The 25,316-nt window shown below is 72.2% G+C and carries 24 protein-coding genes and 1 pseudogene; 15 read left to right on the forward strand and 10 right to left on the reverse strand.

Annotation, left to right across the window (positions count from 1 at the left end; all coding sequences use genetic code 11):
* Window positions 1-142: 142 nt before the first annotated feature.
* Both ABZS40_RS28120 and proB read right to left on the reverse strand, forming a co-directional pair.
* The gene (locus ABZS40_RS28120) at window positions 143-1,384 is read right to left on the reverse strand and encodes a glutamate-5-semialdehyde dehydrogenase (RefSeq protein WP_354946492.1); all 1,242 of its coding nucleotides are present in this window, start codon (window positions 1,382-1,384) and stop codon (window positions 143-145) included.
* Window positions 1,385-1,475: 91 nt separating this feature from the next.
* A complete protein-coding gene (proB, locus tag ABZS40_RS28125) occupies window positions 1,476-2,633 on the reverse strand; it encodes a glutamate 5-kinase (protein WP_354946493.1) in 1,158 nt (385 codons plus the stop codon).
* Window positions 2,634-2,646: 13 nt separating this feature from the next.
* On the opposite strand from proB, the gene ABZS40_RS28130 reads away from it, so the two are divergent.
* On the forward strand, window positions 2,647-2,961 hold the full coding sequence (locus ABZS40_RS28130) for an MGMT family protein (RefSeq protein ID WP_354946494.1): 315 nt from the start codon (window positions 2,647-2,649) through the stop codon (window positions 2,959-2,961).
* Window positions 2,962-3,184: 223 nt separating this feature from the next.
* On the opposite strand, the gene ABZS40_RS28135 is transcribed toward ABZS40_RS28130, so the two are convergent.
* Together ABZS40_RS28135 and ABZS40_RS28140 are read right to left on the reverse strand one after the other, a co-directional pair.
* On the reverse strand, window positions 3,185-3,502 hold the full coding sequence (locus ABZS40_RS28135; RefSeq protein WP_354946495.1) for a hypothetical protein: 318 nt from the start codon (window positions 3,500-3,502) through the stop codon (window positions 3,185-3,187).
* Between the two features lie 127 nt (window positions 3,503-3,629).
* Window positions 3,630-4,097 carry a sigma-70 family RNA polymerase sigma factor gene (locus ABZS40_RS28140; protein ID WP_354946496.1) on the reverse strand — a complete coding sequence of 156 codons (468 nt, stop codon included), beginning with the start codon at window positions 4,095-4,097 and terminating at the stop codon, window positions 3,630-3,632.
* 127 nt (window positions 4,098-4,224) lie between these two features.
* Here ABZS40_RS28140 and ABZS40_RS28145 point away from each other — a divergent pair, with 127 nt between their 5' ends.
* Window positions 4,225-5,610: an MFS transporter gene (locus ABZS40_RS28145; RefSeq protein ID WP_354946497.1), complete on the forward strand. Its 1,386-nt coding sequence runs from the start codon at window positions 4,225-4,227 to the stop codon at window positions 5,608-5,610.
* Window positions 5,611-5,637: 27 nt separating this feature from the next.
* Window positions 5,638-7,140, forward strand: a complete 1,503-nt coding sequence (locus ABZS40_RS28150) for an aminotransferase class V-fold PLP-dependent enzyme (protein ID WP_354946498.1) — start codon at window positions 5,638-5,640, stop codon at window positions 7,138-7,140.
* A gap of 54 nt (window positions 7,141-7,194) precedes the next feature.
* Here the strand turns inward: ABZS40_RS28150 and ABZS40_RS28155 are convergent, their stop codons facing one another.
* Window positions 7,195-8,388, reverse strand: a complete 1,194-nt coding sequence (locus ABZS40_RS28155; protein WP_354946499.1) for a hypothetical protein — start codon at window positions 8,386-8,388, stop codon at window positions 7,195-7,197.
* Complete coding sequence (locus tag ABZS40_RS28160) at window positions 8,381-8,947, reverse strand: SigE family RNA polymerase sigma factor (RefSeq protein ID WP_354946500.1); 567 nt, start codon at window positions 8,945-8,947, stop codon at window positions 8,381-8,383. The genes ABZS40_RS28155 and ABZS40_RS28160 overlap by 8 nt, the downstream gene beginning before the upstream one ends.
* 282 nt (window positions 8,948-9,229) lie before the next feature.
* On the opposite strand from ABZS40_RS28160, the gene ABZS40_RS28165 reads away from it, so the two are divergent.
* Entirely contained in the window at window positions 9,230-9,811 is a 582-nt protein-coding gene (locus ABZS40_RS28165) for an NADH-quinone oxidoreductase subunit B family protein (protein WP_354946501.1), read from the forward strand.
* Between the two features lie 69 nt (window positions 9,812-9,880).
* On the opposite strand, the gene ABZS40_RS28170 is transcribed toward ABZS40_RS28165, so the two are convergent.
* Window positions 9,881-10,813, reverse strand: a complete 933-nt coding sequence (locus ABZS40_RS28170) for a hypothetical protein (RefSeq protein WP_354946502.1) — start codon at window positions 10,811-10,813, stop codon at window positions 9,881-9,883.
* A gap of 179 nt (window positions 10,814-10,992) precedes the next feature.
* Between ABZS40_RS28170 and ABZS40_RS28175 the strand changes: the two genes are divergently transcribed.
* Window positions 10,993-12,309 carry a DUF2252 domain-containing protein gene (locus ABZS40_RS28175; protein WP_354946503.1) on the forward strand — a complete coding sequence of 439 codons (1,317 nt, stop codon included), beginning with the start codon at window positions 10,993-10,995 and terminating at the stop codon, window positions 12,307-12,309.
* Window positions 12,310-12,325: 16 nt separating this feature from the next.
* Here ABZS40_RS28175 and ABZS40_RS28180 read toward each other — a convergent pair whose 3' ends face one another.
* The gene (locus tag ABZS40_RS28180) at window positions 12,326-13,372 is read right to left on the reverse strand and encodes a glucose 1-dehydrogenase (protein WP_354946504.1); all 1,047 of its coding nucleotides are present in this window, start codon (window positions 13,370-13,372) and stop codon (window positions 12,326-12,328) included.
* A gap of 105 nt (window positions 13,373-13,477) precedes the next feature.
* Here ABZS40_RS28180 and ABZS40_RS28185 point away from each other — a divergent pair.
* Both ABZS40_RS28185 and ABZS40_RS28190 read left to right on the forward strand, forming a co-directional pair.
* Window positions 13,478-14,056: pseudogene (locus ABZS40_RS28185) on the forward strand (NADH-quinone oxidoreductase subunit C); the annotation flags it as partial.
* 419 nt (window positions 14,057-14,475) lie between these two features.
* The gene (locus ABZS40_RS28190; RefSeq protein ID WP_354946505.1) at window positions 14,476-15,438 is read left to right on the forward strand and encodes a complex I subunit 1 family protein; all 963 of its coding nucleotides are present in this window, start codon (window positions 14,476-14,478) and stop codon (window positions 15,436-15,438) included.
* Window positions 15,439-15,548: 110 nt separating this feature from the next.
* Here the strand turns inward: ABZS40_RS28190 and ABZS40_RS28195 are convergent, their stop codons facing one another.
* Window positions 15,549-16,568, reverse strand: a complete 1,020-nt coding sequence (locus tag ABZS40_RS28195; RefSeq protein ID WP_354946506.1) for a glutathione S-transferase C-terminal domain-containing protein — start codon at window positions 16,566-16,568, stop codon at window positions 15,549-15,551.
* A gap of 81 nt (window positions 16,569-16,649) precedes the next feature.
* Here ABZS40_RS28195 and ABZS40_RS28200 point away from each other — a divergent pair, with 81 nt between their 5' ends.
* Entirely contained in the window at window positions 16,650-17,078 is a 429-nt protein-coding gene (locus ABZS40_RS28200) for an ester cyclase (protein WP_354946507.1), read from the forward strand.
* Here the strand turns inward: ABZS40_RS28200 and ABZS40_RS28205 are convergent.
* Window positions 17,059-17,634: a Uma2 family endonuclease gene (locus ABZS40_RS28205; protein WP_354946508.1), complete on the reverse strand. Its 576-nt coding sequence runs from the start codon at window positions 17,632-17,634 to the stop codon at window positions 17,059-17,061. The two genes, ABZS40_RS28200 and ABZS40_RS28205, sit on opposite strands and share 20 nt — an antisense overlap.
* Window positions 17,635-17,738: 104 nt before the next feature.
* On the opposite strand from ABZS40_RS28205, the gene ABZS40_RS28210 reads away from it, so the two are divergent.
* The 7 genes from ABZS40_RS28210 (at window position 17,739) to htpX (ending at window position 25,248) form a co-directional block, all read left to right on the forward strand.
* The gene (locus ABZS40_RS28210) at window positions 17,739-18,335 is read left to right on the forward strand and encodes an NADH-quinone oxidoreductase subunit I (RefSeq protein ID WP_354946509.1); all 597 of its coding nucleotides are present in this window, start codon (window positions 17,739-17,741) and stop codon (window positions 18,333-18,335) included.
* Between the two features lie 25 nt (window positions 18,336-18,360).
* The gene (locus ABZS40_RS28215) at window positions 18,361-18,921 is read left to right on the forward strand and encodes an NADH-quinone oxidoreductase subunit J (protein ID WP_354946510.1); all 561 of its coding nucleotides are present in this window, start codon (window positions 18,361-18,363) and stop codon (window positions 18,919-18,921) included.
* Window positions 18,918-19,280: an NADH-quinone oxidoreductase subunit NuoK gene (nuoK, locus tag ABZS40_RS28220; protein ID WP_354946511.1), complete on the forward strand. Its 363-nt coding sequence runs from the start codon at window positions 18,918-18,920 to the stop codon at window positions 19,278-19,280. Before ABZS40_RS28215 ends, nuoK begins: the two co-directional genes overlap by 4 nt.
* Window positions 19,277-21,208, forward strand: a complete 1,932-nt coding sequence (locus ABZS40_RS28225; protein ID WP_354946512.1) for an NADH-quinone oxidoreductase subunit L — start codon at window positions 19,277-19,279, stop codon at window positions 21,206-21,208. Before nuoK ends, ABZS40_RS28225 begins: the two co-directional genes overlap by 4 nt.
* The gene (locus ABZS40_RS28230; protein WP_354946513.1) at window positions 21,205-22,713 is read left to right on the forward strand and encodes an NADH-quinone oxidoreductase subunit M; all 1,509 of its coding nucleotides are present in this window, start codon (window positions 21,205-21,207) and stop codon (window positions 22,711-22,713) included. Before ABZS40_RS28225 ends, ABZS40_RS28230 begins: the two co-directional genes overlap by 4 nt.
* A gap of 55 nt (window positions 22,714-22,768) precedes the next feature.
* The gene (locus ABZS40_RS28235; RefSeq protein ID WP_354946514.1) at window positions 22,769-24,256 is read left to right on the forward strand and encodes a proton-conducting transporter membrane subunit; all 1,488 of its coding nucleotides are present in this window, start codon (window positions 22,769-22,771) and stop codon (window positions 24,254-24,256) included.
* A gap of 116 nt (window positions 24,257-24,372) precedes the next feature.
* A complete protein-coding gene (gene htpX, locus ABZS40_RS28240; protein WP_354946515.1) occupies window positions 24,373-25,248 on the forward strand; it encodes a zinc metalloprotease HtpX in 876 nt (291 codons plus the stop codon).
* The last annotated feature ends 68 nt before the right edge of the window (window positions 25,249-25,316 follow it).

Raw genomic sequence — 25,316 nt, forward strand, 5'->3', positions numbered from 1 at the left:
CCCGCGCGCCGCGCGCCCGCGCCCTCTGCGGCGATCTTGCAGTTCCTGTCGCCGATGTGCGCTGAATGCACCTTATGTCGACGCAGTAAGTGCAAGATCGCCGCGCCTGGGGCGGGGGCGGGGCGGAGGCGGGGGCCGGGGGCTAGCGCAGGTGGCCGTCTCCGGTGACGACGTACTTGGTGCTTGTCAGCTCGGGGAGGCCCATTGGGCCGCGAGCGTGCAGCTTCTGGGTGGAGATGCCGATCTCCGCGCCGAAGCCGAACTCGCCCCCGTCGGTGAACCGGGTCGAAGCGTTCACCATCACCGCCGCCGCGTCCACCCTCGCGACGAAGTCGCGGGCCGCGCTCGCCGAGTCGGTGACGATCGCCTCGGTGTGCCCGGTGCCGAAGCGGCGGATGTGCGCGACCGCCGCGTCCAGCGAGTCGACCACCGCCACCGAGATGTCGGCGGACAGGTACTCGGTGGCGTAGTCCTCCTCGGTCGCCGGCACCACGGCGGCGGAGTGGGCGGCCACCTCGGGTGAGCCGTGCACTGTCACCCCCGCCTCGGCGAACGCGGCCAGCACCGGCGGCAGGAACGCGTCGGCGATGCCCGCGTGCACCAGCAGCGACTCGGCGGTGTTGCAGGTGGACAGGCGTTGCGTCTTGGCGTTCAGCGTCACCGCGACGGCCTTCGCCAGGTCTGCGGCGGCGTCGACGTAGACGTGGCAGTTGCCCACCCCGGTCTCGATCACCGGCACTGTCGACTCCTCGACCACGGTGCGGATCAGCGACGCGCCACCGCGCGGGATGAGCACGTCGACGAGCCCTCGGGCGCGCATCAGCTCCTTGACCGAGTCACGGGAGCTGGCGTCGAGCAACTGCACCGCGTCGGCGGGCAGACCGGCCCCGGCGACCGCGTCACGCAGCACCGCGACCAGCGCGGCGTTCGAGTGCGCGGCCGACGACGACCCGCGCAACAGCGCCGCGTTGCCGGACTTGAGGCAGATCCCGGCGGCGTCCACCGTCACGTTGGGCCGCGCCTCGTAGATGATGCCGACCACACCGAACGGCACCCGGATCTGGCGCAGCTCCAGGCCGTTGGGCAGGGTGGACCCGCGGATCACCTCACCGACCGGGTCGGGCAACGCGGCCATCTCCCGCAGCGCGTCGGCGATGCCGGCCACCCGACCCGCGTCGAGCGCGAGCCGGTCCAGCACGGCCGCGCTCAGCCCGGCCTCGCGGCCGGCCGCCAGGTCCGTCTCGTTCGCGGTCAGGATCTCCGGGGTACGCGTCACCAGCGCGTCGGCCATCGCCACCAGCGCGGCGTCCTTGACCGTACGCGTGGCCACTGCCAACGCCGCGGCGGCGTCCCGCGCCCGTCGCGCCTGCTCGGTTACGCTCATGCCGGCACTCCGCTGCGCTCCGCGCCGCCCTGAGGCACCAGCGCCCTGAGTCGATGACTCGCTCGCTGAAGCTCGCTCATGCCAGCACTCCTCACAGCAGGACGAGGTCGTCGCGGTGGACGACCTCTCGTTCGTACGCCGGGCCGAGCGCCGCGGCGAGTTCGGACGTGGAACGGCCGAGCAGCCCGGGCAGCTCCACCGCGTCGTAGTTGACCAGCCCTCGGGCGACCGATGCGCCGGCGGTGTCCACCAGGTCCACCGGGTCTCCGGCAGTGAACGTGCCGTCCACGGCGGTGATGCCGGCCGGGAGCAGCGACTTGCGCCGCCCGACGACGGCGGCGACCGCGCCCGGGTCGAGGTGCAACCGCCCCCGGGGCGAGGTGGCGTGGGCCAGCCAGAACAGCCGGGCCGTCGGGCGTTGCCGCTGCGGGTGGAAGAGCGTGCCGACGGGTTCGCCGGCCAGCGCGGGCGTGGCCAGGTCGGCGGCGGTGAGCACCACCGGGATGCCGAAGCCGGTGGCGATCCGGGCGGCCTCGACCTTGGTCACCATGCCGCCGGTGCCGACGCCGGACCGGCCGGCCCCGCCGACGGTGATGCCGGCGAGGTCCGCGTCGTCGCGCACCTCCGTGATCCGGGTCGAGCGCTGATTGGTGGGGTCGCCGGTCCAGAGCGCGTCCACGTCGGAGAGGAGCACCAACAGGTCGGCGTGCACCAGCGCGGCCACCAGGGCGGCCAACCGATCGTTGTCGCCGAACCGGATCTCCTGGGTGGCCACCGTGTCGTTCTCGTTGACGATCGGCACCGCCCGCAGGTCGAGCAGCTTGCGCAGCGTCCGGTACGCGTTGCGGTAGTGCGCTCGCCGGGTCACGTCGTCGACGGTGAGCAGCACCTGTCCGACGGTGCGGCCGTGCCGGGCGAAGCTGGCCGCGTACCGGCCGATCAGCAGCCCCTGCCCGACGCTGGCGGCGGCCTGCTGGGTGGCCAGGTCGCGCGGGCGTCGGGACAGCCCGAGTGGGGCGAGCCCGGCGGCGATGGCGCCGGAGGAGACCAGCACCACCTCGCGCCCTTCGGCGGTGAGCCGACCGAGGGTGTCGACCAGCGTGTCGACGCGCTCGTCGGCCAACCCGCCGGTGGCGGTGGTCAACGAGGAGGATCCGATCTTGACGACGACCCGCCGGGCCGTCGTGACTGCGTCGCGCACCCGACCATTCTGCGTGGTCACGGCCGCACCGCCCGGCGGCGTTCCCATATGGTGGCGGATTGTGACTCCTGACGAGTACGTCGAGGCGGTGCTCGACCTGGTCGAGCGGATCCCGGAGGGCCGGGTCATGTCGTACGGCGGGGTGGCCGACGCACTGTCCGAGCGCTCGGGGCGTGCCTCGGCCCGGTTGGTCGGCAACATCATGGCCCGGCACGGGGGCTCGGTGCCCTGGCACCGGGTGGTGACCGCGAGTGGTCGACTGCCGCCGGGGCACGAGCGGGAGGCGCGGGCCCGACTGCGGGCCGAGGGAGTGCCGCTGCGCGGCGAGGGGGTGGACATCGCGGCGGCGGGCTGGTCGCCGGAGGAGGGGTTGTGATCACCGGCGGGCGTGACGTGCGACGGTGCCCCGCCCCCGGGTGGGGACGAGGCACCGCGCTGTCGTTCAGAGCGGCAGTGGGGACCGCACCTCGTTGTCGGTCCGCTTCAGGTCGGGCCACCAACGGTCCTGTGCGTCGCAGTAAACGACGAGGAACCTCCGGTTGATCGCGTCGGGCCCTGGCTGGCCGGGCACCAACTGGACGAACGTGTAGCGGCGCGACTCACCGACCGGTCTTCGTCGTGTCGGTCTGCAGCCGCACGTTCGAGCTGGCGCAGCCGCCCGCCGACATGCCCGACGGCCAGCTCGGCAGGTCGACCCGGGCGGCGAGCGGTTGGGCCCGACTGATTCGCCCGTCCGGGCCGGCCGGGGCATCGGCGCTCGGCGTCGGCGATCCGATCGGCGGTGGCGTCGGCGGTACGGAGGTCGCCGGGGCGGTGGGTTGGACGGACTCCGCCGGCACGGGCCTGGTCTGGTCATGGCGCAGTGCGGCGTTGGCGACGACGGGCGCCACCACCAGGACGACCGCCGCGGCGGCCACGGCCGCCACCGTCATCCGTCGGCGTCGGCGCAGGAGCTACCGGGCCTGGTCGGGGCCGGGGCCGCTGACCTGGGTGACCACGTCATTGCGGTACGCGGTGAACCGCTCGCGCAGTCGCGGGTCGAGGTCAGACATCGCACACCCCCTCGGTGTTCTCGTCGAGCAGTCCGGCCAGGGTCGTCCGCCCACGGTGCAACCAGGACTTCACGGTGCCCTCGGCCACCCCTTCCTGAGCGGCGATCTGGCTGACGGGCAGGTCGGCCAGGTGGTGCAGGATGACCGCTCGGCGGTGGTTGGCGGGTAGCCGCGCCAGCGCCGCGTCGATCGCCACCCGGTCCGGGGTCGGCCCGGCCACCTCCGCCTCGGCGCGTCGCTGCCGCAGCAGGTGGTTGCGGGCGGTACGCAACCGTCGCCAGCGGCTCCGGGCCAGGTTCCAGGCGACCTGCCGGACCCAGGCCACCGGGTCGTCGTACCGGACCAGGCGGTCCCAGCGGGCCAGCGCTCGGTAGAACGCCTCCTGGGCCAGGTCCTGCGCGTGCTGCTGCCACTGCCGCTGCCCCTCCCCGTCGCCGCCGGGCTGGTCTGCCCTGGGCACCGGTAACACTCCGACACAGTGACGGCGGTTGCGGGCGAGCGCTGCCGCCAACCTGACTGTTCGGCTGTGCGCACCAGGGCCGGCAGGTTGGTCAGCCTTCGACATAACGTGAGTAACATTCGGGCCCATGAAAACGCCGCCGGGCGCCGGCTCGTCAGCCAACGGCCCGCTGCCCCGATCGGTGCATGCCGGCTACGCGCTCGGCTCACTGGCGACCGGAGCGTTCGGCACAGTGCCCGGCCTGCTGTTGCTGCCGTACCTGACCGACACGCTGGGCGTGGCCGCCGGGCTGGCCGCACTGCTGGTGTTGCTGCCCAAGGCTTGGGACGTGCTGGTCAACCCGGTCGCCGGGCGGATCTCCGACCGCACCCGGTCGCGGTGGGGCGCCCGCCGGCCGTACCTGCTCGTCGCCGGCCTCGCGCTCGCCGTCCTGTTCGCGTCGATCTTCGCCGCGCCCTTCGGTAACGGTCCGGCCGCAGTGGCGTACGTCGCGATCGCCTTCTTCGCCACCGCCACCGCGTTCGCCTTCTTCCAGGTGCCGTACGTGGCGATGCCGGCGGAGCTGACCGGCGACTACGCCGAGCGCACCCGGTTGATGACCTGGCGGATCGCGGTGCTGGCGCTCGCCATCCTGGCCTCCGGCGCTGTCGCGCCGCTGGTGGTTACCGCTGGTGGCGACGGTGTGGCCGGGCACCGCTGGATGGGCCTGTTCGTGGCGGTGCTGATCGCCCTCGGCGCCCTTGGCGCGTTTTTGGGCACCCGGTCCGCGCCGACCGGCACGGTGGGCGAGAGCGAGCCGACGCTGCGCGCCCAGCTCGCCGTGGCCGGTGCCAACCGCCCGTTCCGGGCGCTGCTGATCTGCTTCGTGGTGCAGTCCGCCGGGGTGGCGACGATCCTGGCCGGGGTCAACTACTTCGCGGGGCAGATCCTGCGCGACGAGGAGAGCGGGCCGACACTGCTCTTCGTCTGCTTCGTCGGGCCGGCGCTGCTGGTGATGCCGATCTGGAGCCGGATCGGTGCCCGGCTGGGCAAGCGGACCGCGCTGGTGGTCGCCTCGCTGATCCTCGCCGTCGGTGCGTTCGCCCTGGTCGCCGCACCGGTGCTGCCGCCGGTCGCCGTCTATCTCGTGGTCGCGTTGATCGGCGTCGGGTACGCCGGGCAGCAGGTCTTCGCGCTGGCGATGTTGCCGGACTGCATCGCGCACGAGACGGCGCGCACCGGTCGACGACAGGCGGGCGTCTTCACCGGGCTGTGGACCGCCGGGGAGACCTTCGGCCTGGCGCTCGGCCCGGGAATCTACGGACTGGTGCTTCAGCTCACCGGCTACGTGTCCTCCGACACCGGCTCGGCGGCGGCCCAGTCCGACACGGCGAGGCTGGGCGTGCTGCTCGGCTTCACGCTGATCCCGGCCCTGCTGATCGCCCCTCCGATCCTCCTGCTCCGCCAGTACACCCTCACCGCCCACAGCGACCTGGTCGATCATGGAGTTGTGGTGGGGGACGAAAGCCGTTGACCGTCACGAGAAGGGCACCGTAACTCCATGATCGACGAGAACAGGGTTGAGGCTGGGGCGCTTTCCGCCACCGGGGTTCCGGCGGAACGGGTTCTTGAAGAGGTGCGGGAGCTGCGGGCGAGTGACGCGCCCACCCACGGGGGACGGCTGTTCGCGTACGTCTACGACCCGGCGGTGCCGGGGCTGGACGAGCTGGCCGCCGCCGCCCACCGGGAGAGCGCACACGTCAACGGGTTGGACCCGACCGCGTTCCCGTCCCTGCTGGCCATGGAGAACGCGCTTGTCGGTGCCGCCGCCCGGGTGCTGGGCGCCGGCCCCGGGACCACCGCCCCGGACGTCGTCGGCAGCGTCACCAGCGGCGGCACCGAGTCACTGATCCTCGCCGTCAAGACCGCACGGGACGCCCACCCGGAGATCGCCGCACCCCGGATCGTGGTGCCGTCGAGCGCGCACGCGGCATTCGCCAAGGCGGCGCACTACCTGCGGGTGGCGCTGGACGTCGTGCCGGTCTCCCCGGAGACGCTGCGTCCCGACCCGGCCGCGATGGCCGCCGCGATCCGCCCGGAGACGGTGCTGGTCGCCTGCTCCGCGCCGTCGTACGCGCACGGGGTGGTGGACCCGGTCACGCAGATCGCGGCCGCCGCCGCCGAGGCCGGGGTGCGCTGCCACGTGGACGCCTGCTTCGGCGGCTGGACCCTGCCGTACCTGCGCCGACTCGGGGAGCCGGTGCCGCCGTTCGACTTCGCGGTGCCCGGGGTCACCTCCATCTCGGTCGACCTGCACAAGTACGCGTACGCGCCGAAGGGGGTGTCGGTGCTGCTGCACCGCGACGCCACGCTGCGCGCCCCGCAGTACTTCGCGTACGCCGACTGGCCCGGCTACACGATGATCAACCCGGTGATCGCGTCCACCCGCTCGGGCGGCCCGATCGCCGCCGCGTACGCCACGGTGCGGCACCTCGGCGACGACGGTTACCTGCGGCTCGCCGCGATCACCCGGGACGCGGTGAACGGGCTGGCCGACGCGGTCCGCGCCGTCGACGGGCTGCGGCTGATGGCCGAACCGGAGTCGACAGTCGTCTGCTTCACCGCCACCGAGGGTGGCCCCGACCTGTTCGTCCTGGTCGACGAGCTGACCGCGCGGGGCTGGCACACCCAACCCCAGTTGTCGTACGACGGTCTGCCCGCCAGCGTGCACCTCACGGTGACCGCCGCGGTCGCGCCCCGGGTCGCCGAGTTCGGGCCGGACCTGACAGACGCTGTCGCTGCGGCCCAGGCGGCCGGCCCGGTCCCGCTGCCCGCCGAACTGCGGGCGCTGGCCACCTCGCTGTCCCCGGAGTCGCTCACGCCCGAGATGGTTGCCGGGCTGGCCGGGATGCTCGGCTTGGACGGTGCCGGCAACAGGCCCACGCCGAACCGGATGGCCGTGGTGAACACCCTGCTGGACGCCGCTCCGGCAGCGTTGCGGGAGCGCCTGCTGGTGGAGTTCGTCGGACTGCTGCAGCGCCCCGCCTGGTCGAACGGCGCGTGAATCGCCGGCGCCTCGCCCGCACGGGCGAGGCGCCGGCAGGCTTACGGCACTTCGTCAGGAGCGGTAGTAGTGGGTGAAAGTGGCGACGTTGTCGTCCCGCTCGCGTTCCCGCAAGCCGTTCCCATCCGCGTCGGTGCCGAACAGTTCGATGGTTGCCTTGCCCGAGGGCAACGGCATCCCCTGCCCCCGCTGGAGCCGGAGGGTGAGCCGGATATCCGCGTGCGGGGCCAGCCGGCCCAACGTGCACTGGTACGGCACCAGCGCCTCGCGCATGTTCTCGCGACACCGTTTCCAGCCATCCCCGACCGGCCGCAACTGCCACGGCAGGTCGAACGACAGCACTGCCTTGGGCACCTCGCCTGCGCTGGCGTTGCGTACCCGGACCTCGATCGTGCCCGCGAAGCTGTCGCCGGGCTCTCTGGCGAGGGCAAGGTTCGAGGAACTGACCGACACATCGACGGCGTACGGGTTGGGCCCGAAGGCGGTCGGTCCCTCGGTCTGCCGGAACCGCTGCCCGTCCCACTTGTACCCGCGCCACTGGCGCTGCGACTGCTCCAGCGGCCAGCCGACCCCCGGTGCCCGGTCGGCCATCGCCACCCGGGTCACCCCGTCGGCCCGTACCTCCAGCCCGATCAGCCACTCAGGGGTCGGTTCGGCGGTGGCGGCCACCCGGCCAAGCGTGACGACCCGACCTGCGGCGTCCCGGTCGAAGGCCACCACCTGCGCCGGCCCCCGGCTGCCGAACAGACAGCGCACCAGGACGACGGTTTCCGTCAGACCGTCACGATCGACGTCCCCGTAATCGAGATCCACGAGCAGATTGGTGTCGGTGCGTACCGGGTCGCCACTGAGCCGGACCCCACGGGAAGGGCAGACTTTGTCGTTCGGGCGGTCCGGCAGATCGTCCCAGGCGGGCAGGTCGACGGTGGCGGCGAGCAGTTCGGCCCGGCTCATCCTGCCGTCCGGGACCGGGGGCGGGGAGGAAGCGATGGGCGATGGCGAGTCGGACGGTGTCGGTAGAGCCGTCGCCGCCGGCGGTCCGGGGTCCCGGCGCAGCCCGGCCTGGCCGGCCACCGGTACGGTCACCGCCATCAGCAGCGCCGCGGCCAAGGACACCGCCGTGCGCCGCCGTCGGCGACGGACCGTCTGTCGGACCGCGGTCGGGCCGTCCGGTGCGACGGCCGGGAGCATCGTCTCCCGGTAGGTGAGGAACGCCGTGTCGAGCCGAGCGTCGTCGAACTCAGGCATGGTCGGTCACCTCGTTCTGGGGAGTTAACTGTGCCGCCAGCGCAGCACGGCCCCGGTGCAACCAGGACTTGACGGTGCCCTCCGGCACGTCCTCCTGCTGGGCTATCTCGCTGACAGACAGGTCCGCGAGGTGGTGCAACACCACTACGCGGCGATGGTTCGGCGGCAGTGCCGCGAGCGCTCGCGTCAGCGCCACCCGGTCCGGGTCGGGGCCGGGCACGTATTCCTCGCGCTGACGCTGCAGGTACGACTGAGCGGTCCGTAAGCGGCGCCAGCGGCTGGTGGCCAGGTTCCAGGCGACCCGTCGCACCCAGGCGACCGGGTCGTCGTAGCGGGAGACCTTCGCCCACCGCGCGAAGGCCCGGCAGAACGCCTCCTGAACCAGGTCCTGCGCCTGGTTCAGGTCGCCGGAGTAGGCAGCGAGCTGAATGGTCAGCGACCGGAAGTGGGCATGATAAAGCTGATCGAAGTCGGCGGCGTCGACTGAGGTACGCCCGGCCTGCCGGATCATGTTCCCTGGCGGAGGCTTGCCGAGCCTCGATTCGGCGCTCACCGTCACCTGAGTCCTCCCCGTCTGCGCCACCCGCCCCGACCGGGGGCGACACTGCTCACACGTGGGGGAGCCCGATCCGGTTGCACCGTCCGGGCGATTGTCCGGTCAGGGTGAGCGCGCCCCTGCCCGGAGCCTGGTACGTGTGTTCATGGCGAAGTCCTGTCGTGGTCCCCGTTGCCGGCGGCCGTCCTCGGCGCGCCGTACCCCGACAGAAGTCCCGAACGGGCCTCGGAGTTGCAGCTGAGCCCTGTGGTTGACTGTCTGGCAGGGGGCAGGAGGGAGGCGGTCGTGCAGCTGCCGGCAGTGCTCGGTGAGCCGATCCGGTTCGTGCTGAACTGGGGGCGCCGCTACTCGCTCTGGGTTTTCAACTTCGGTCTGGCCTGCTGTGCCATCGAGTTCATCGCCACCAGCATGGGTCGGCACGATTTCATCCGGCTCGGTGTGATCCCGTTCGCCCACGGCCCCCGCCAGGCCGACCTGATGGTGGTCTCCGGCACGGTGACCGACAAGATGGCCCCGGCGATCAAGCGGCTCTACGACCAGATGCCCGAGCCGAAGTACGTCATCTCGTTCGGCGCCTGCTCCAACTGCGGCGGCCCCTACTGGGACTCGTACTCGGTGACCAAGGGTGTCGACCAGCTCATCCCGGTCGACGTGTACGTGCCCGGCTGCCCGCCCCGGCCGGAGGCCCTGCTGCACGGCATCCTGCGCCTACAGGAGAAGATCGCCGCCGAGCAGTCCGGCATCGGCGGTGTGCCCCAGCGGGACGTGCTGGCCGCGCCGCTGGACGCTCCGCCCCGCGAAGCCCCCGCCCCCCGCTCCGTCGACTCGCTCACGGCCAAGCCGGTACGCCCACCCGCGGCGACCTGACGGCGATCGAGCCCGCGCGACGGCCGACCGCCCCGGACGGAATCCGGGCGACGGTCGGCCGCGCACGCGTCAGCTGTTGGTCGCGACGGCCAGCGTGGTCTGGGCGGTGTTGTCGCTCGGGTCGGCGTCCACATCCCCGTACCAGAAGGTGGACACCTCAAAGGTGATGAGGTCCTCGGCGTCGGCCGGGTCGGTCGGCGGGCTGATGATCACATCGAAGCTGCGCTCCTCGCCGCGCATCATCCGCCCTCCGGGCACCGACGTCGTGTCCGACATCGCCGGGCCGTCGCCGGGAATCGTGTACTGGATCACCGATCCGGCGGGCAACGGGCTGGCCTTGAGGTACAGGCCCAGGTGCGGCGCGTCACCCTGGTATCGCACGGTCACCGGCACCCGAAGGTGGCCGTAGCCGTCCGGGTTGATGGTCGCCCGGCCCAACGCCGTGATGGCGGCGTCCGGCTGAGTGTCCTGCACGTACAGGCGGGGATTGGTCAGCGACCCCGTGGTGGAGCGGAACCGGGCGTTGAACGACTCGCGCGCCAGCAGACCGCCCTGGCCGGAGTGGACCTCGACCCAACCCCCACCCATCCTCATCGGGTACGTCCGGGGGTTGGTCAGCACGTCGAAGGAAAGCGCCACCTGGACGGTCTCACCCGGGGCCAGCTGCGACCCGTTGGCCGTCAGGGCGCAATCGAGCACCCGGCGGTCGTCCCCGGGGGTCAGTCGGGCGGCGTCGCAGCCGAAAACACCCTGCGGAAAGGAGCCCGGCACCGGTTCGCGCAGCGTGATGCCGAAGTAGTCGGTTTCGCTGCCGGTGTTGGTGACGGTCAGTGGGATGCTGCCGTGGTAGCCACGCTCGGTCGGCTCCAGGATCAGCTTCCCCAGCGATACGGTGGCGCTGGTGGTGGCCGCCGGTGCGGCGGCGGCCGGTCCGGCCCCGCCGATCGTCGCGGTCAGGCCGAGCAGTGCGGCGGTGAGCAGGGTCCCCGTTTTGCGAAACATATGGTGCTGATCCTCCATGGTCGACGCCCGGCGGGGAACCTCTCGCCCGCTGGTGGCAGCGCAGCGATCGACCAATCTGACAGTGGTGTCCGGGCCCCCGCGCCGTGACCCAGACAGCATGATCGATGGATGAGGCATTCGCCACCCTGTTCTGGACGCGCCGCACTAGCCTGCGCACTATGAGCAGCTCAGCGGACCAGCGGTCCACCCACATCGTCGACGTGCTCACCGAGGAGTTCGGCGCGTCGATGGCGATCGACCCGGCCGCCTTCCGCCGCAAGTTCCGCAAGATGGCAGCGTCGCCGTTCGCCTTCTACCGGGGCAGCGCCGCGCTGTTCTACGCCGACCAGCTCGGCGACTTCGCCGACGACCGGTTCTCCGACGAGCAGACCAGCAGGGTGTGGATCCACGGTGACCTGCACGCGGAGAACTTCGGCACCTACATGAACGCCTCCGGGCAGCTGGTGTTCAACGTCAACGACTTCGACGAGGCGTACGTCGGGCCGTTCACCTGGGACCTGCGCCGGCTCGCGGCCAGCGTGGCGCTGCTCGGCTACGGCAAGGCGCTCTCCGACACGGCGATCGGGGAGCTGGTGGCCGGGTTCGCCCGTTCGTACCTGACCGAGCTGCGGGCCATCGCCGCCGGTGGTGACGACGCGATCGGTTCGATCACCCTGGACAACGCCGACGGGGTGCTGCGCCGGGTGCTCCAACGGGCCCGGCTCAACACCCGCGTCGACCTGCTCGCCGCGCAGACCACCATCGACAACTACGAGCGACGCTTCTCCGTCGGCGACGGGGTCTTCGAGATCGACGACGCCACCCGTGACCTGGTCAGCGCCGCCTTCCAGGACTACCTCGGCACGCTGCCGACCGCCTCGACGCAGCTCCGCCCGGTGGCGGCACGGATCAAGGACGTGGTGCTGCGCAAGGGCGTGGGCATCGGCTCGGCCGGGCTGCCGTCGTACAACCTGCTGCTGGAGGGGCACACCCAGGCGCTGGAGAACGACGTCGTCATCTACATGAAGCAGGCGCAGGTGCCGGCCGTCGCGCGGTACGTCACCGACGAGTCGGTCCGCGGCTACTTCCAGCACCAGGGGCACCGGACCGCCGAGTCGCAGCGGGCGTTGCAGGCGCACGCCGACCCGTGGCTGGGCTTCACCGAGCTGAACGGGACCGGTCAGCTGGTCGCCGAGGTCTCCCCGTACGCCGCCGATCTGGACTGGTCGGACGTGAACGAGCCGGAGGAGCTGACCGGTGTTCTCGTCGACCTCGGCCGGGCGGTGGCCCGGATGCACTCGGTCGCCGACGACGAATCCAGTCACGACCTGGTGGACTACTCCACCGAGGAGGCGATAGTCGCGGCGGTGGACGCCGACGAGGCGGGCTTCGTCGCGCACCTGGTGGATTTCGCGCACGCGTACGGGGTGCGCGCCCGCCAGGACCACCAGCTCTTCGTCGACCTGTTCCGCAACGGTCGACTGCCGGGCATCTGAGCGGGCGCGAAGTCGCTCAGGACGCGAACTCCAGCACCACCTTGATGTCGTCCGGCCCGGGGGTGTACGCGTCGGTGTACCGGTTCACCGGCACCCGCCGTGTGATCAGCGACTCGAGCCAGACCTGGTCGGCGCGGGCGAGTGCCTGCGCGGCCATGTTCCAGTGCCGCCGGTTGGCGTTCACCGACCCGAACACCACGTTGTTCTCCAGCACCAGCGCCCGGTTGAGAGCCCCGGCGTCGAAGTCGATGCTCCGGCCACCGCTGGACACCCCGGCCAGGCAGACGATCCCGGTCGGCGCCGCCTTGCACATCACGTCGAGGACCACAGTGGGAGCGCCGGTGCACTCGATCACCACGTCCGGCTCGAAGGGCAGGTCGTTGACCGGCACCGTGTGGTAGGTGGCGCCGAGCCCGGCGACCAGCTCCGGCTTCGGTCCCTCGGTGTTCCGGTCCAGCACGTGGACGGTGAGCCCGCGTTGGGTGCCGAGCAACGCGGCCAGCAGCCCGATCGGTCCGGCCCCGGTCACCAGGACGGTCTGCGGCTGCCACTCGGCCCGGTGCCCGATCCGCTCGATGTGGTCCCAGGCCTTCGCCACCACACTCGTCGGCTCCAGCAGCACGCCCACCTGGGCCAGCGCCGGGTCGAGCCCGACCGCGAATTGCGGCTCGACCCGCCAGCGGTCCCGGGCGAACCCGGCCAGGCCCTTGATGCCGTGTTCGGTGTACCGACCGTTGCGGCACATGTCCCACTCGCCGACCGCGCAGTTCGAGCAGGGCACCGGGTCGGGGTACCGGACGATCCCGGCCACCAGGTCACCGGGTTGCAGGGTGCCGCTGGAATCCTCGATCACCCGGCCCAGTGACTCGTGCCCGATGACCAGGCGGTCGGCACCCGGCGGCGCCTCGCCGTACTCGCCGGCGATGATCTCGTGGTCGGTGCCGCAGATCCCCACCGCCAGCGCCTCGACCAGGACAGAGCCCTCCTCGGCAGTCGGCTCGGGCTGATCCTCGACGAGGCTCAGCGAGTTGGCTACCCCAGGTCTCACCGTCACAGCGCGCACACCCTCATCTTTCCCCGCCGAGGCGTGCGCCGCGTCCAAAGCCGGCAGATCGCTGGGCATCGGCGGCGGCCAGGCGCGGGCCCGGCCGGCACTAGGATCAGCGGCATGACTCCCGAAGCCCTCGGCGCTCGACTGGTCGCGCTGCTCGCGCCGGTTGAGGCGACCCCGTCGGTTTCCGGCGGGCAACGGTTCGCCCGGGCCACAGTCGACGTGCCGCCCGCGAGTTGGCTGACAGCGGTCTCCGCCGCCCGTGACGACGCCGAGCTGGCCTGCGACTTCTTCGACTGGCTGTCCGCCGTCGACGAGTTGGCCGAGGGCTTCGACGTGGTGGCGCACCTCTGGTCGACGCGACTACGGCACGGCCTGCTGGTGCGTACCCGGTTGCCGCGCGGCACGCCCACTGTCGCCTCGGTGGTCGACGTCTACCCCGGTGCCGCCTGGCACGAGCGGGAGACGCACGAGATGTTCGGCATCGACTTCGCCGGGCATGGAGAGTTGCTGCCGCTGCTGCTGCCTCCGGAGTTCGAGGGCCACCCGCTGCGCAAGGAGTTCGTGCTGGCTTCCCGGGTGGCGAAGCCCTGGCCGGGCGCGAAGGAGCCGGGCGAGTCCGAGGCCGGCGGCGGGCGTCGACCGATCCGCCCGCCGGGCGTCCCCGCTCCGGGCGAGTGGGGGCCCACGCCCACCCCGGCGGGCGCCGGTGGGGTGGGGGAGGGCCCGCGTGGCGGCACCCCGGCCAGGCCGGCCCGTGAGCGTCCGGCGCGGCCCGCCCCGGGGGCCCGTCCGGCGCGTACTCCCCGGCCTGTCGGCACCGCCGACGGCCCGGCCCCGGTCGCCGAGACCGTGCCCGGCGCGGCCGCACCTGACCAGCCCGACGCCGGCCCGGCTGCTGAGACCGTGCCCGGCGTTGGCCCGGCCGACCAGGCCGTGCCCGGCGTTGGCCCGGCCGACAAGACCGCGCCCGGCGTTGGCCCGGCCGACCAGGCCGCGCCCGGCGCGGCCGCATCGGGCGCGCCTGGCGAGGGCTCGGCCGCACCGGGTGGCGAGCCGATCGCGGACCCGCCGGGCCGCGCTGGCCGGGGCGACCACGACGGGGGTACGACCTGATGCCGCTCTGGGTGGAGTTGGTGCTCCGGATCGGCGGCGTGGTGGTCGCGTTCCTCACCCTGCCGTTGCTTGTCGGCCAGGCCGAGCACAAGGTGATGGCGCACATGCAGGGCCGGCTCGGCCCGATGTACGCGGGCGGCTTCCACGGTTGGGCGCAGCTGGTCGCCGACGGGGTCAAGTTCGTGCAGAAGGAGGACATCACGCCGCGCGAGGCGGACCGGGCGGTGTTCCGGTTGGCGCCGGCGGTGGCCCTGGTGCCCTACCTGCTGGTGCTGCTGGTCATTCCGCTCGGTCCGAACGACCTGGTCGGGCAACCGTTGGACATCGGCCTCTTCTTCGTGCTGGCCGTTGTCGGCGTCGGGGTGGTGGCGGTGCTGATGTCGGCGTGGGCGTCGGCCAACAAGTACAGCCTGCTGGGCGGGTTGCGCGGGGCGGCCCAGTTGCTCGGTTACGAGCTGCCGCTGGTGCTGGCCGCCGCGTCGGTGGCGATGGCGGCCGGCACGCTCAGCCTGTCGGGCATCGTGGAGGCGTGGCAGCCGTGGTGGCTGCTCTGGCAGGCACCCGCGATGATCATTTTCTTCGTCGCCGGGCTGGCCGAGATCCGTCGGCCACCGTTCGACATGCCGGTGGCCGACTCGGAGCTGGTCTTCGGCTACATGACCGAGTACACCGGTCTGCGGTTCGCGTTCTTCCTGCTCGCCGAGTACGTCGGCATCGTGGTGATCGCCGCGCTGACCACTGTGCTGTTCCTGGGTGGTTGGCAGGGCCCGTTCGCCGACGACCAGCTGGGCTGGCTCTGGACGCTGCTCAAGATCTCCGCGGTGTCCTTCGTGATCATCTGGCTCCGGGTGTCCTACCCCCGGCTACGCGAGGACCAACTCCAACGCCTCTGCTGGCTGGTCCTGGTCCCCGCCTCCCTGGCCCAACTCGTCCTGACCGCAGCCGTCCGCATAGCCCTGTAAACCCCGCTCCCTGGCGCGCGTCGATCTTGCACTTCCTGTCCCGGCAAAAGCTACCAAGTGAGGCATTTCGGCGTCCGAAAGTGCAAGATCGACGCGCGCAAGGGGGCGGGTCAGCGCAGCGGGGTGTGTGCGGGGTCTACCGGCTCGGCCGGGGGTGGGGGCGGGGTGCCGTCGCCGAAGGGGCGGCCACCCAGCGCTTCCCGGCCGTGCGGGGTGAGCCAGTTGGACAGGTCGGGGCCGAGCGGCACGATCCCGGTCGGGTTGATGTCGCGGTGCACCTCGTAGTAGTGCCGCTTGATGTGGTCGAAGTCGATGGTGTCGCCGAAGCCGGGAGTCTGGAACAGGTCCCGGGCGTACGCCCACAGCACCGGCATCTCGCTCAGCTTCTGCCTGTTGCACTTGAAGTGGCCGTGGTAGACCGGATCGAAGCGGACCAGCGTGGTGAACAGCCGCACGTCGGCCTCGGTGACGGTGTCGCCGACCAGGTAGCGCTGGTCGGTCAACCGCTCGGTGAGCCAGTCCAGCCGGTCGAAGAGCTGGTGGTACGCCTTGTCGTACGCCTCCTGGTTGCCCGCGAAACCGCACCGGTAGACGCCGTTGTTGACGTCGGAGAACACCACGGCGTTGACCTCGTCGATCTGCTCCCGCAGGTGTTCGGGGTAGAGCTGCGGGGCGCCCTCGCGGTGGTAGGCCCTCCACTGCGTGGACAGGTCCAGGCTCATCTGCGCGTAGCCGTTGGTCACCACCTGCCCGGTCGGCACGTCCACGATCGCCGGCACAGTGATGCCGCGCTCGTAGCCGGGGAAACGCTTGAAGTACGCCTCCTGGATGCGCTCGATGCCAAGCACCGGGTCCCGGCCGTCCGGGTCGAGGTCGAAGGTCCAGCTCCGCGCGTCGTGGGTCGGGCCGGCCACCGCCATCGAGATGGCGTCCTCCAGACCGAGCAACCGCCGCACGATGATCAGTCGGTTGGCCCACGGGCAGGCCCGGCTGACCGCCAGCCGGTACCGGCCCGGCTCGACCGGGTATCCGTCGCGCCCGTCCTCGGTGATCCGGGTGGCGATGTACCGCTGGTCGCGGGTGAACTCGCCGCCCGGCTCGACGTACTTGCCGCCTTGTTCCTCGCCCACGTCGCCCTCCCGGTCTGGTCCGTGTCTCTACCCAATCCTCGCGGATCTACGGCGCACTGTGGTCCCGGATACCCTGCCGACATGACGGATGTGGAGGCGGCGGCACGGCGGTTCATCGCCGACGTGTGGAATGCCCGCCGGGAGGAGTCGGCGTACGAGCTGGTCGCCGACGAGTGCCCGGGGCTGGGCGGCACCGGGCCGGAGGCGACGTTGGCCTGGCACCGTGAGCGCCGGGCGGCCTTCCCGGACCTCCGCTACAAGATCGTCGACGTGGTCGCGGCCGGCGAGCGGGTGGCAGTGCACTGGCGGGCCGCCGGCACCCACGCCGGCCAGTTCGGGCCGGTGCCGCCGACCGGGCAGGTGGTCAGCTACTCCGGGGCGACGTTCCTGCGCTTCGACGCGGCGGGCCGGATCGTCGAGGTGTGGAGCTGCAACGAGCTGTTCCAGTTGCTGCAACAACTCGGCGTCGAGATGCTCCCACCGGTCGTGGTCAACGGGCCCGGGGCGTGATCCGGCTGATGGGCAGATTGATCGGGAAGGGCTCGCCGGTGTCGACGAACTTCGTCCACCGCCCGGTCTCGGTGTAGACCTCGTTCACCGCGTCGATCCGGTAGGTCACGACCTCCAGCGCGCCACCCTCCGTCTCGATCCGCCAGTAGTAGGGGATGCCGGCCTGGGCGTACAGCGCCGGCTTCAACACCCGGTCGATCGAGCGGGTGCTCGGCGAGACGATCTCGATGGCGACGACCACCTCGTGCGGCTCGTACCTCGCCGGCTCGCGGGCCGCCGCGGCGGCCGTGGTGACCAGCACGTCGGGGATGAAGGACCGGGTGCGGTTGATCCGCACCTCGACCGCCTGGGTCACGTCGTAGCCGTCGGGGCATTCTTCGTCGAGCGCAACCATCAGCCGGCCGGCGATGGTCTGGTGGGTACGGGTGGGGGAGGGGGACATCAGCAGCACTCCATCGAGCAGTTCCCGGCGGCGACCATCCTCGGGCAGCGCATCCAGGTCGTCAGTCGTCCACTCGCTCTCGGGCGGGTGGTCGCTCTGCAGCGCGGCGGTCATGGCAGGTCCTTCCAGGTGCGTTCGTTCTCCCCGCGACCACGGTACCGCCCTGGACCTGTGGGTGGTGGTCGCGCGCGCCGTGGCCACAGGGCAGGATGGTCGACATGAGCGACCCCGGCGAGCGCGGCGACACCAGCGAACGCGGCCTTCCCGGCGCGGGCCTGGTGAAAGGGCTTGCGGTCACCCTCAAGACGATGACCAGCCGTTCGACCACCCAGCAGTACCCGGACACGGCCCCCGACCTGCCGCCCCGCTCGCGCGGCGTGATCGCCCTGTCCGAGGAGAACTGCACGGTCTGCATGCTCTGCGCCCGGGAGTGTCCGGACTGGTGCATCTACATCGACTCGCACAAGGAGGAGGTGGTGGTGCCCGGCGCCGCCCGCCCCCGCCAGCGCAACGTGCTCGACAAGTTCGACATCGACTTCTCGCTCTGCATGTACTGCGGCATCTGCATCGAGGTCTGCCCGTTCGACGCGCTCTACTGGTCGCCGGAGTTCGAGTACGCCGAGTACGACATCAAGGACCTGCTGCACGACAAGGACCACCTCGGTCAGTGGATGGCCACCGTTCCGCCGCCGCCCGCGCACGACCCGAACGGCGAGCCGGCCAAGGAGGAGACCTCCGCCGCGCGCAAGGCAGCCGCCGCACGTCCCGCTCCGGCAGCGGTACGTCCCGACAGCGACCAGGACCCGGCGTCGTGAGCGCCCGAGCCGGAAGGGCGCCCCGGTGACCGGGGCGGACGTGCTGCTGCTCGCCCTCGGCGCGGTGGCGGTCGGTGCCGGCGTGTTGGTGGTGACCACGAAACACCTGGTCCGGGCCGGGCTCTACCTGGTGGTGTGCCTGGGCGCGTTGGCAGGTGACTTCCTGGTGCTCAGCGCCGAGCTGGTGGCCTGGGTGCAGGTGCTGATCTACGTGGGCGCGGTGGTGGTCCTGCTGCTGTTCGCGGTGATGCTGACCCGGGCCCCGATCGGGGCCTCCGACGATCTGGACCGGCCCGGCTGGCCGGCCGCGCTGATCGGTGGCGGCGCGGGGCTGGGGCTGACCGCCCTGCTGGTCGACGCGTACCGCTGGAGCACCGTCACCCTGCCTGACGCCGGCACCGCCGAGCGGCTGGGTGAGCAGATCTTCCAATCCTGGGTGCTGCCGTTCGAGGTGCTCTCGGTGCTGCTGCTCTCCGCGTTGGTGGGCGCGATCGTGCTGTCCCGGCCGGACATCGGCCGAGCCGCCCCGCAACGCGACGGCACGGCAGCCGACCTGGTCGACAGCGAGCCCGGGGGGCGCCGGTGAGGCCGGTCATCCCGTACGTCACCGCCGCGCTGCTGTTCGGCCTCGGCGTGTACGGCGTACTGCGCCGACGCAACGCGGTGCTGGTGCTGATGTCGGTCGAGTTGATGCTCAACGCTGTCAACCTGATCCTGGTCACCGCTGACACCACCGCCCGCGCCGTGCTCCCGCACTCGGGGCAGGTCTTCGCGCTGTTCGTCATCGTCCTCGCCGCCGCCGAGATCGGGGTGGGGCTGGCGATCGTCCTTCAGCTCTACCGGCTGCGGGCGACAGTCGCCGTGGATGACGTGCCGTTGACCGAGTCGCCGGATCCCGTCGGTGGGCGCGAGCCGGCCGTCGGAGACTCGGAGGCGGGCCGGTGACCGGGCTGCTCGGGGCGCTGCTGCCCGCCGTACCGCTGGCCGCCGGGCTGCTCGGTCTGCTGCTGCCACCGGCCCCTCGGCGGGACGGCGCGACCGGCGGCGACCGGGGTCGGACGGCCGCGGTGACGCTCGGCGTCCTCGGTGCGGCCGGCGCGCTGGCGCTGGCCGTGGCGCTGCTGTTCACCGTCGACGGGCCGACGGAGACGTCGGCCACCTGGGTCGATTTCGGGGGCCTGGCGGTGACCCTCGGCGTACGGCTGGACGGCGCCGCCGCGCTGGTAGCGGTGGCGGTCACCGCTGTCGCCCTGGCCGTGCAGGTCTACTCGATCGGTTACCTGCGACGCGGTCCCCACGACGACGTCGACGTGGACCACCGCTACCCGCCCTACGCCGCCCAGATCAGCCTCTTCACAGGTGCCATGCTGCTGGTGGTGGTCGCCGGCGACCTGATCATGCTGTTGGTCGGCTGGGAGGTGATGGGCCTCTGCTCGTACCTGCTCATCGCCCACGACCGCCGACTGGCCGGCGCCCCCGCCGCCGCCATGAAGGCGTTCCTGGTGACCCGGGTCGGTGACGTCGGTTTCCTGCTCGGCATCGCGCTGCTGGGTGTGTCGACGGGCAGCTTCCGGATCGCCGACGTGCTCGCCCACGAACACTCCAGCGCCACGTTGACCGCCGCCGGCCTGCTGCTGCTCGCCGGCGTGGCCGGCAAGAGCGCGCAGTTCCCGCTGCACACCTGGCTGCCGGACGCGATGGCCGGCCCGACCCCGATCTCCGCGTTGATCCACGCCGCGACGATGGTCGCCGCCGGGGTGTACGCGGTGGCCCGGCTCTACCCGCTGTTCACCGCCGCGCCGGTGACGCTGACCGTCCTGGGGGTGCTCGGCGCGATCACGCTGCTGCTCGGCGCGCTCGCCGCCACCGCCCAGGACGACATCAAACGCGTGCTGGCCTGGTCGACGGTGTCCCAGCTGGGCTACATGACCGGCGCGCTGGCGGTCGGCTCACCGTCGGCCGCGCTGTTCCACCTGCTCACCCATGCCGCCTTCAAGGCGCTGCTGTTCCTCGCCGCCGGCGCGGTCATCCACGCCGTCGGCACCACACTGATGTCGGAGATGGGCGGGCTGCGGCGCAGCATGCCGGTGACGTTCTGGTGCACTGTGGTGGGCCTGGGCGCGCTGGCCGGGGTGCCGCCGTTGGCCGGTTTCTGGAGCAAGGACGGCGTACTGACGGTCGCCGAGTCGGCCGCACTGGAGGGCACCGGCCCGGCCCCGTCCTGGGTGGGCTGGATCGTCTGGGTCGCCGGGCTGGTCGGCGTGGCGGTCACCGCCTGGTACGCGGGTCGGCTACTGCTGCGCGCCTTCTTCGGCGCTCCGCGCCTGCCCCTGGTCCGGCCGCACGACCCGCCGGCGGTGCTGCGCTGGCCGGTGCTGCTGCTGGCCGTGCCGGCCGCGCTGCTCGGTCTGGCCGGGTTCCTCGGGGCGTTCGCCGACCGACTGCGGTTCCCCACCGTCCCGGTGGCGGGCTCCGAGGACGGCCTGGTCCACCTGGGGCCGGGGGTGCTGCTGCCGCTCGCGTTCCTGCTGTTCGGCGCCGCGCTGGTGACGCTGGGCTGGCGGCGCGACCCGGCCGCCGACCCGGCGGCCGCGCTGGGTCCGCTGCGGCCGGTCTTCGCCCGCGCGTTCCGGCTCGACGACGTCCAGCACACAGTTGTGGTGCGTCCCGTCCGCGCGCTGGCCCGCGCCGCGCGCACGAGTGACGAGGTGGTGGTGGACGGCGCGGTCGAGGGCAGTGGGCGAGCCGCGTCTGGTCTGGGCGCGGGGCTGGCCGCGCTGCACCGCGCGGCGCTGCCCCGGGCCGCCGCCGGCGTCCTGGCCGGCGCGCTGCTGATCGGCCTGGCCGCCGCCCTGGTTGGAGTTGACCGATGACGTTGGGGCAGGGGTTGCTGGTCGCTGTTCTGGCGGTGCCGGCGCTGGGTGCGGTAGCGGTGGCGGCGACGCCCCGGGACCGGGCGGCCCGGTTGGTCGGCACTGTCGCGGCGGCGTTGACACTGCTGGCCGCGGTGCCGCTGGTGTTCGGCGGTCGAGGCTGGGTCGCCTGGTCGGCCGGCGCGCCGGCGGTGCGCCCGTGGCACCAACTGGACCTGCCCTGGGTGCCCGGTCTGGAGTTGCGCTTCCACCTCGGCGTCGACGGCATCTCCTGGCCGCTGGTGGTGTTGACCGCGCTGCTCACGTTGCTCTGCTGCGCGTACACGATGTGGCGGGTGCCGGCCGGCGGCAGCGGCCGGGCGCTCGTCGCGCTGCTGTTGGTGGTCGAGGTGGGCATCCTGGGCACCTTCCTCGCCCTGGACCTGGTGTTGTTCTTCCTCTTCTTCGAGGTCGTCCTGCTGCCGATGTTCGCGATCATCGCCGGCTGGGGTGGCGCGGACCGGCGTCGGGCGGCCCGCAAGTTCGCGCTCTACACGCTGTTCGGCTCGGTGCTGCTGCTGGTCGGCGTGTACGTCGTGGTCGCCGCCGCCGGCACCGCCGACCTGGTGACGCTGACCGGCGGCGCGGGGATGTCCAGGGGCACCCAGTTGGCTGCGTTCACACTGCTCGCGTTGGCGTTCGCGGTGAAGAGCCCGCTGTGGCCGTTGCACTCCTGGCTGCCCGACGCGCACACCCAGGCACCCACTGTGGGCAGTGTGGTGTTGGCCGGTGTGCTGCTCAAGATGGGCACGTACGGCCTGATTCGGGTGGCGGTGGGGGTGGCGCCGGAGGGTGCCCGTTGGGCGGCGCCGGTGCTCGGCGTGCTCGCCGTCGCCGCGATCCTGATCGGTTCGCTGGTCTGCCTGGCCCAGTCGGACCTGAAGCGGCTCATCGCGTACTCCAGCGTGGGGCACATGGGCTTCGTGCTGCTGGGCGTCGCCACGCTGACCGCCACCGGCATCCAGGCGGCGTTGATCGGCAACGTCGCGCACGGTGTGATCACCGGCCTGCTGTTCTTCCTGGCCGGGGCGGTGAAGGACCGTACCGGCACCGGCACCCTCGCCGAGCTCTCCGGGCTGCGGGAGACCGCGCCACGGTTGGCGGGTCTGCTCGCGTTCGCGGCGATCGCGTCGCTGGGCCTGCCCGGGCTGGCCGGCTTCTGGGGTGAGGCGTTCGCGGTGATCGCCGCCGTGCAGGTGGGCGGCCCGCTCTGGACCACGCTCGGGGTGCTGGCGGCGGTCGGTGGGGCGCTCACCGCCGCGTACTTCCTGCGGTTGCTGCGCCAGGTCACCCACAACCGGCCGAGCCCCGCCGTCGGTCAGGTCGGCACCGGCCTGGCCGGTGCGGAGCTGACCGCCTGGGTGCCGCTGGTGCTGCTCGCGTTGGCCATCGGGTTGGCGCCGACGTTGGTCCTCGGCGTCGCCGAGGCACCCGTCGACGCCCTGATCGGTGTGGTTTCCCGGTGAGCGCGAGGAGTGCAGCGGAGCGAAGCCCCGCAGTCGCGAACGAAGGCAGGCTCAGATGAACGTCGTGCAGAGCGTGGACAGCGTCGCGCTGCTGCCGGCCTACCTGGCCGCCGGCACGGCCGTGCTCGTGCTCATCACCGACCTGCTCGTGGCCCGGCCGCGGGCCACCATCGCCGTGGCCGCGCTCGGCGCGCTCGGCACCGCCGTCGGCTCCGCGCTGGTCGGGGCGGGCGCCGAGCGGCGGACGTTCTGCGTGGGCGCCGACTGCTCCTGGATCTTCGGCGGTCGCGCGGCACTGGTCGGCGTGGTGGTCGCGCTGCTCACCCTCGGAGTGCTCGGGCTGTCGGTGCCCGCGCTACGGGCCGGGCGGTCACCGGTCGGGGAGTACGCCTTCCTGCTGGCCTGCTCGATGACCGGCGGCGTGGTGCTCGGCGCGGCCGGAGACCTGATCACGCTGATCGTCGCCCTGGAGACGCTGACCCTGCCGCTGTACGTGCTGGTCGGCCTGCGCCGGGGGAGCCTCGCGAGCGCCGAGGCGGCGGTGACCTTCTTCGTGGTCAGCGTGGTGGCGACCACGCTGACACTGCTCGGCGCGGCGCTGCTGTACGCGGTGACCGGCGGGCTGCACCTGGACCGGCTCGGCGCGTTGCTCGCCGAGCAGCCGGAGCTGCGGGACCTGCCGCTGACCACCGCCGCGGTGGCGGTGCTGCTGGTCGGCCTGGCCTTCAAGGTGGCGGCGGTGCCGTTCCACGCCTGGGCCCCTGCCACCTACGACGGGGCGCCACTGCCGGTGGCCGCGTACCTGTCCACAGCGTCGAAGCTGGGCGGCCTGGTCGCCCTGCTCGCCGTGGTGCAACGGGCGCTGCCGGCGGACCAGACCGGCCCGGTGCTCGCCCTGCTCGCCGTGCTCACCATGACCGTCGGCAACCTGGTCGCCCTGCGTCAGCGGCGGACCGTCCGGCTGCTCGCCTGGTCGTCAGTCGCGCAGGCCGGGTACATCCTCGCCCCGCTGGGAGCGTTGGCGCTGGCCGCCGGGCGCACGGACGAGGCACTGTCCGCCGCGTACGCGGCCGCCGTGGCGTACGCCGTCTTCTTCGTGGTGTTGGAGCTGGCGGCGTTCGCCGGAGTGACAGCGCTACGGCCGGCGGGTGCGGACGGAGGCACGCTGGACGACCTGCGTGGAGCAGCCCGGCGGCACCCGTGGCGAGCTGCGGCGTTCGGTCTCGCGCTGGTGGGTCTGGCTGGTCTGCCGCCGGGGCTGGCTGGCCTGTTCGCGAAGGTGACAGTGGTCCGGGCGCTGCTGGACGGTGGCGCGGCCTGGCTGGCGCTGGTGGTGGCGCTGAACGCCGTGATCGGGCTCGCCTACTACCTGCGGGTGACCGCCGCGCTCTGGGCGCCGGCGCCCCTCGCTCCCGCGAATGGCGGCGGCGCCGCGGCCGTACCCGTGGTGGGTGTGGTGGCTGTGGTGCTGGCGGTGGCGACGGTGGCCGCCGTGGTGCTGGGCTTCGCCCCCCAGTTGGTGCTCGACCTGGCCAGCCGTTGACCTGACCTGCGACTTCGGTCTCAGTGAACTCTCAGCGTTGAGACGGATGGTTGGCGGGTACCGGGTTGTTGGACCGGTCAGCGGATCCCGGCGATCCGTGCACCGAAGGAGACATCGTGCACCACAACCGTCTGAAGACCGCAGCGCTGCTCGGCCTGCTCAGCGCCCTGATCCTGGCGGTGGGTTACTGGTTCGGCGGCAGCGGCGGCCTGGTCATCGCCGTCCTCGTGTCACTGGTCATGAACGGCGTCACCTACTTCTACTCCGACAAGCTCGCACTGCGCTCGATGAGGGCGCAACCGGTCACCGAGGCGCAGTTCCCCGAGCTGTACCGGATGGTCCGCGAGCTGGCCACCGATGCCCGGCAGCCGATGCCGCGGCTCTACGTCAGCCCCACCGCGCAACCCAACGCGTTCGCCACCGGTCGCAACCCGCAGCACGCGGCCGTCTGCGTGACCCAGGGCATCACCGAGATCCTCGACTACCGCGAGCTGCGCGGCGTGATCGGGCACGAGCTGTCCCACGTCTACAACCGGGACATCCTGATCTCCAGCGTGGCGGCCGGCCTGGCCAGCATCATCACCCTGCTGGCGAACCTCGCCTTCTTCATCCCGCTGGGCGGCGGGGACGACGAGGACCGACCCAACCCGGCTGTGCTGCTGCTCACCCTGATCCTGGGCCCGATCGCGGCCACAGTGATCCAGTTGGCGATCAGCCGGAGCCGCGAGTTCCAGGCGGACGCCTCCGGCGCCGAGCTGAGCCGCGACCCGCTGGCCCTGGCCAGCGCGCTCCGCAAGATCGACGCGGTGGCCCGGCGTCGGCCGTTGCCGGCCCAGGGCCAGCTCACCAGCACCGCCCACCTCATGATCGCCAACCCGTTCCGGGGTGGCGGCATGGCGGCGCTCTTCTCCACCCACCCCAAGATGGAGGACCGCGTCGCCCGGCTGGAGCAGATGGCCCGCAACGCGGGACCGGTGCAGTTCCAGCGCTGATCCGCTGATCCACCGCCTCCGCCCGTACCCGGTCGCCCCGGGTGCGGGCGGAGTGCTGTATTTCCGTT

Source organism: Micromonospora sp. NPDC005324 (assembly GCF_040607155.1).
In the GTDB taxonomy this organism is placed as follows: Bacteria; Actinomycetota; Actinomycetes; order Mycobacteriales; family Micromonosporaceae; genus Micromonospora; species Micromonospora trifolii.